Consider the following 6,046-nt stretch of genomic DNA (forward strand, 5'->3'; position numbering starts at 1 on the left):
GCCGGCCGCACCGGCTCGGCGGCCCGCGCCGCACGCGCCGCCCAACCACCCAGCGCCGCCAGGGCGAGCGCCGAACTGCCGTACTGCAACACCTCGTACAGCGGGACGCCGGCCACCGGCCGGTCCAGGACGGGCAGCAGCCGCACGCCCAGCCGGCCCCCGTGGGTGAAGGCGTCCCAGCCGACGTGCGTGGCCGCGCCGATCGCGGCCGAGGCCGCGAACCACGCCGCGCCACCGGCCCCGGCCCCGACCCCGGCCCCGACCGTGCCGGTGTCCCCGACGTCTCCGGCCCCCGCGCTCCGTCGGACCGTCAGCGCCTCCGCGGCACCCGCCCAGCGTTCGGGCAGCAACGCCACCGCCGGCCCGCGCAGCAGCCCGTGCCAGCCGGCCACCAGCGCTCCGGCGATCGCCACGTCCAGCGTCGGCACCGCCCACCAGCGGTGCGTCAGCCCGCCGTGGCCGTACACCCCGGGCAGCAGGGACTCGGCGAAGAACGGCACGTCCGGCGCCATCGACCCGGCAACCAGCGCCGAAGCCACCAGCGGTCCGCGCGCCCCGGCGGCACGCAGCAGGGGCAGGACGGCGGCGGGATGGCTCAGCGTGAACGGCATGCCCCCATCCTCCCGCCCGGGCCCGCCGCCCCGCGAACCGGGAGGCGCAGCCGGAGACCGCCCCCACCCAGCCCGGCCCGCCCCTTCCGCTTCCTCCCTCCTCCGCCGACCTCCTCCGCCGCGCCCCTCCGCCGCGCCCCTCCGCCGCGCCCCCGCGCCAGCCCTCCCCTACGCCGCGTCCGCCGTGCGCGCCAGCCCCGCGGCCGCCCGGCTCCCCGCCTCCAGGTACCGCAGCTCACCGCTGCGCCGCGCGTCCAGCGCGGCCGCCAGCCGCCGGTAGCGCCCCGGCGGCAGCAGCTCGCCCGCCTCGTCCAGGGTGACGAAGCGCCAGCCGCGCAGTTCCTCCTGCTGGAGCAGCAGCCTCTGCCGGCCCTCCGCGTCCAGCAGGCCGCCGTCGTACATCAGCCGCAGTCCGCCGCGGCGCGGGCCGGTGCGCGGCTCCCAGTCGACGGCGAGCAGGCGCAGGGCGGCGGAGTCCAGGCGCAGGCCCAGCTCCTCCGCGGTCTCGCGCAGGGCCGCGTCCGTGGGGGCCTCACCGCGCTCGACCACGCCGCCGGGGAAGTCCCAGTCCGGCTTGTAGACGGGGTCGACGAGCAGCACCCGGTCCTGCTCGTCGAAGAGCAGGACGGCGGAGGCCACGGTGTCCCCGGTCGGGTCCGGGGTCTGGACGATCGGGCAGCGGGCGGCGCCGACCCGGACCAGTTCGGCGATCCGGAGCGCGGTCTCCCGGGGGGAGAGCGCGCCGGTGTCGATCATCCGGGCGTCCCCGACCAGCCAGCGGCGGGCGGCGCGGTAGGCGGGCAGGTGGTCGAGGCACCAGGCGCGGACCCGCTCGCTGGCCGCCGGATCACCGGGGCACTCCTCGCGGTGGGCTATGCGGTCGCGCAGGATCGTTTCTTCAGGGTCCAGTACGAAGTGGTGCACCGCGATCCCGTGCGAGGCCAGCCCGCCGAAGATCTCGTCCCGGTAGTCCTCTCTCAGCAGGGTCATCGGGGCCACCAGCGGCCCCCCGACCTCGCCGAGCAGGGCCGCCGCCGTCTCGGGGACGAGCCGGCGCCAGGCCGCCAGCTCCTGGAAGTCGGAGACCGTCGCCAGGCGGTCGGCCGGAAGCAGTCGGCGCAGACCGAAGCCCACCAGCTCGGGATCGAAGAGCACGCTCCCGGGCAGCAGTTCCACCAGCTCACGGCAGGCGCTCGTCTTGCCCGCCCCGAATGTGCCATTGACCCAGACGATCACAACGTCCCCTGCCCTCGACTTCCCCCGGTGCGGTTCGCACCGGGGGGCGCCCCCGTCAGCCGAACCGGCGCCACCCGTGGTGGTACCCGCGCCACGCCGCTCCCCATGCCTCCCGGTCGTGCCCGCCCGCGTGCCCCGGCCCACCCCGTGCCGGCGGCATGTGCCCAGGTCAGGCGCCCGAGAGCGAGGAAACGCCGCCCGGTCTACCGGAAAGTTGCACCCCTTGGCCACTGCTCGGGCACAGGACGCCAGATGGGTCGACTTGTCGCGCACGCCCCGCTCGTACGCCCCTCGCGCCCCGCGCTCCCCCGCCCGCACGATCCTGTGCCCCGTGGTGCACGCCCCGCGCACGGAAGCGCCCGCCGGGGGCACCGGACGGACCGGCGCCCCCGGCGGGAGAACCGGCCGGCCGCTACGGCCGCCCCATGTACGCCGGGTAGTAGCCGCTGCTGATCTCCGAGATCCGGATGTTGGTCCCCGGCCGCGCGGCCTCGACGTAGTCGTTGTCGCCCAGGTAGATCGCCACGTGCTGGATGCCCCTGGGCGTCCCGTCCGGCGACCAGAACAGCAGGTCACCGCGGCGCAGCTGACTCGCGCCGATCGGCGTGGTCGCCGCGTACTGGTCGTTGGCGACGCGCGGCAGGTCGATCCCGCCGCGCCGGAAGGACTGCTGCACCAGGCCCGAGCAGTCGTAGCCGTCCGGCCCGTTGCCCGCCCGGCGGAACGGCACGCCCAGCTGGGAGAGCGCGAACTGCACGGCCGTCTCGACGTCGCGGTCCTCCGCGACCGAGTCGTTGAAGTAGGCCGGACGCCCGTCGTCCGCGTCGGGGCCGCCCCCGGTGCGGTCCAGGTAGATGTCGTAGTGCGAGGTCCAACGCCACTCGCCCTTGCTGTTGCGGAACCAGTAGCGCTCGCCGTCCCACCCCTGCTTGATCCCGCCGGAGGACCCGGCCGAGGACTTGGCGGCGGACGGGGAGCCACCCCCGGTGCGCGCCGCGTACACGCTGTAGTGCGAGGTCCAGCGCCACTCCCCCTGGCTGTTCTTGAACCAGTACCGCGAGCCGTCCCATCCGGCGTGCGCCGGAGCGGCCTCCGCGGCCGCGGGGCCGACGCCGGTACCGAGGCCGATCACGCCCGCCCCGGTCGCGATCACGGCCACCATGGCTATCCCCCGACGGAGCCGCGCGGTGCGGGACGGACGGGGGGCAGGAGCGGTGGCAGCGTCCTGCTGCCCGGTCGGTGCGCCGGCGACGGCCGGCGCGCCGGTGTTGACGGTGGTCATCGTGCTGACTTCCTTCACTGCTGCGAGTTGCTGTGACCGGCCACGACTGGCCGCGCTGTCCGGCAGAGCCCCCGCCCGGCACGCCGCGGCTTCCGGTCCTGCGACCGGGAGCCGCGGCGCTTCCGCCCAGCGATTCGGTTCTGCCTGCGTGTCACGTTAGGCACGCGTCCGCGCACAGTGCGCAGTGGAGTGCGCCAAAGGAAGGGTCACGGGTGGTGAGCACCAACGGCGCATCAGAGTGAACGTCCGTCATCGCCGGCGGCGTCCGACAACCCCTCGCGTCACCGGCCACCGGCCTCCGCCAGCAGCTGCTTCTTCAGCACCTTCCCCAAGGCGTTCCTGGGCAGTTCGGGCACCAGCACGACCCGGCGCGGCCGCTTGTGCACCGAGAGCCGCTCCGCCACGAAGGCCGTCAGCTGGTCCCCCGTCACGGCGCCGTCCGCGATGACGTACGCCACGATCGCCTGTCCGAGGTCCTCGTCCGGCACCCCGACCACCGCCGCGTCGGCGACGGCCGGGTGGTCCCGCAGCGCGGCCTCCACCTCGCCCGCGCCGATCCGGTAGCCGCCGCTCTTGATCAGGTCCACCGAGGCGCGGCCGACGATCCGGTGGAACCCGTCCGCGCCGATCACCGCGACGTCCCCCGTACGGAACCAGCCGTCCGCCGTCCAGGCCTCGGCATCCGCCTCCGGCCGGTTGAGGTAACCGCTGAACAGCGTCGGGCCGGCCACCTGGAGCTCGCCGACGCTCTCCCCGTCGCGCGGCACCGGCGCGCCGTCCTCGCCGACCAGCCGGGTGCGGACCCCGTCCACCGGCAGCCCGACGCTGCCGGGGCGCCGCTCGCCGTCCGCCCGGGTGCTGACGGTGATCAGCGACTCGGTCATCCCGTACCGCTCGATCGGGGCGTGCCCGGTGAGCGCCGCCAGCTTCTCGAACACCGGGACGGGCAGCGGCGCGCTGCCGGAGACCAGCAGCCGGGCCTGGGCCAGCCGGGCCGCCGCCTCCGGGTCGGCCGCCAGCCGGGACCAGACGGTGGGCACGCCGAAGTACAGGTTGCCGCCCGCCGCCGCGTAGGCCATCGGGGTGGGCCGCCCGGTGTGCACCAGCGCGCTGCCGGTGCGCAGGGCGCCGAGCACGCCGAGAAGCAGCCCGTGCACGTGGAACAGCGGCAGGCCGTGCACGAGGGTGTCCTCGGCGGTCCACCGCCAGGCGGCGGCGAGGGCGTCCAGGTCGGCGGCGACCGCCTCGCGCCGGATCACCGCGCCCTTGGGCGCGCCGGTGGTGCCCGAGGTGTAGAGCACGAAGCCGGTCGACCCGGCGGACGGCTCGGCGTACGTGGTGGCGGAGCGCTGCCCCGGGTCGACCGGCAGCCCCGCCACCGAGGTGCCTTCCGGCATCGCCTCCCCGGCGGCGTGCGCGAGCAGCGCCGCGCCGGAGTCCCGCAGGATGTGCTCGCGCTCCTTGGGCCCCGAGTCCGGCGGCAGCGGCACCACCGGGACACCCGCCAGCAGGCCGCCGACCACGGCGGTGACGGTCTCGACGGTGGGCCGGGCGAGCACCGCGAGCGCCGGGGCGCCGGCCACCCGGTCGGCGACGGCGGTCGCCGCGCCCAGCAGTTCCTCCCGGGAGAGCGTCCGACCGTCGATCCGCAGCGCGTCCGCCGCGTCGCCGAAACCGCCCTGAAGTGCCGTCAGCAGTGCCATGCCACCGTCCTCGCCTCGTCCCAAGCCGACGCGCCGCGCCCGTGCGCCACGCGCTCACCGCGTGCGCCCGGCTCCGGGGCACGCGCCGGCGCCGACTCTACGGGCCGCCGCCGCCCGCCCCGCTCCGGGGACGCCGGGCCGGAGCCGGGCACCGCAGGAGGGCACCGGAGAACGCCGGAGGGCGTGGCACCGGGTACCACCCGGCGCCACGCCCTCCGAACCATCCGCGGGGATCAGGCCTTACGGGCCTTCACCTCGGCGGTCAGCTGCGGCAGCACCTGGAAGAGGTCGCCGACCACCCCGTAGTCGACCAGCTCGAAGATCGGGGCCTCGGGGTCCTTGTTCACCGCCACGATGGTCTTCGAGGTCTGCATGCCCGCCCGGTGCTGGATCGCACCCGAGATGCCCGCCGCGATGTACAGCTGCGGGGAGACCTGCTTGCCGGTCTGGCCGACCTGGCTGCTGTGCGGGTACCAGCCGGCGTCCACGGCCGCACGCGAGGCACCGACCGCCCCGCCCAGCGCGTCCGCGAGCTCCTCGACCACACCGAAGCCCTCGGCCGCACCGACACCACGGCCACCGGAGACCACGATCGCGGCCTCCGTCAGCTCCGGACGGCCCGAGGACACCCGCGGGGTACGCGAGGTGACCTTCGCGGCGTTGCCGCCGAACTCCACGACGACGTCCTCGACGGCACCGGCGGCCGCGGCCGCCTCCGGGGCGACCGAGTTCGGCTTGACGGTGATGACCGGCGCACCCTTGGTGACCCTGGACCTCACCTGGAAGGACGCGGCGAACACCGACTGGGTGGCGACCGGACCACCCTCACCGGCCTCCACGTCGACGGCGTCGGTGATGATGCCGGAACCGATCCGCAACGCCACCCGCGCGGCGACCTCCTTGCCCTCACCCGAGGACGTCACCAGCACCGCCGCCACGTCATTGGCCCCGGCGATCTGGGCCAGGGCGTCCACCTTGGGGACCACCAGCAGGTCGTCGAACTCCGCGCCGTCGGCGACGTACACCTTCGCCGCGCCGTACTCGCCGGCCTTCGCGGCGATGCCGGCCGCGGCCGCGCCGGCGCCGAGGACGACGGCGGACGGCTCACCGATACGGCGGGCCAGGGTCAGCAGTTCCAGGGCCGGCTTGCGGACCACACCGTCGGCGTGGTCCACCAGAACGAGAATCTCAGCCATTGCTCAATGTCTCCGTGT

At 75.6% G+C, this 6,046-nt stretch carries 5 protein-coding genes; all 5 read right to left on the reverse strand.

The window, feature by feature from the left end:
* The coding region (locus ACFRMQ_RS36910) for a DUF4184 family protein (RefSeq protein ID WP_380735216.1) at window positions 1-611 on the reverse strand (611 nt) is incomplete at its 3' end.
* Between the two features lie 168 nt (window positions 612-779).
* Window positions 780-1,847 (reverse strand): NUDIX domain-containing protein, encoded by a 1,068-nt coding sequence (locus ACFRMQ_RS36915; protein ID WP_380735217.1) that lies wholly within the window; start codon window positions 1,845-1,847, stop codon window positions 780-782.
* A gap of 412 nt (window positions 1,848-2,259) precedes the next feature.
* Window positions 2,260-3,129, reverse strand: coding sequence for a C40 family peptidase (locus ACFRMQ_RS36920; RefSeq protein ID WP_380735218.1), 870 nt, complete (start codon window positions 3,127-3,129; stop codon window positions 2,260-2,262).
* 281 nt (window positions 3,130-3,410) lie between these two features.
* On the reverse strand, window positions 3,411-4,832 hold the full coding sequence (locus ACFRMQ_RS36925; protein ID WP_380735219.1) for an AMP-binding protein: 1,422 nt from the start codon (window positions 4,830-4,832) through the stop codon (window positions 3,411-3,413).
* 233 nt (window positions 4,833-5,065) lie between these two features.
* Entirely contained in the window at window positions 5,066-6,028 is a 963-nt protein-coding gene (locus ACFRMQ_RS36930; RefSeq protein ID WP_380735220.1) for an electron transfer flavoprotein subunit alpha/FixB family protein, read from the reverse strand.
* Between the last annotated feature and the right edge of the window lie 18 nt (window positions 6,029-6,046).

The organism is Kitasatospora sp. NPDC056783 (assembly GCF_042789895.1).
In the GTDB taxonomy this organism is placed as follows: domain Bacteria; phylum Actinomycetota; class Actinomycetes; order Streptomycetales; family Streptomycetaceae; genus Kitasatospora.

Coding starts and splice junctions, on each gene's coding strand:
- ACFRMQ_RS36920 (WP_380735218.1), bottom strand. CDS start 3,129: ATGACCACCGTCAACACCGGCGCGCCGGCCGTCGCCGGCGCACCGACC.
- ACFRMQ_RS36925 (WP_380735219.1), bottom strand. CDS start 4,832: ATGGCACTGCTGACGGCACTTCAGGGCGGTTTCGGCGACGCGGCGGAC.
- ACFRMQ_RS36930 (WP_380735220.1), bottom strand. CDS start 6,028: ATGGCTGAGATTCTCGTTCTGGTGGACCACGCCGACGGTGTGGTCCGC.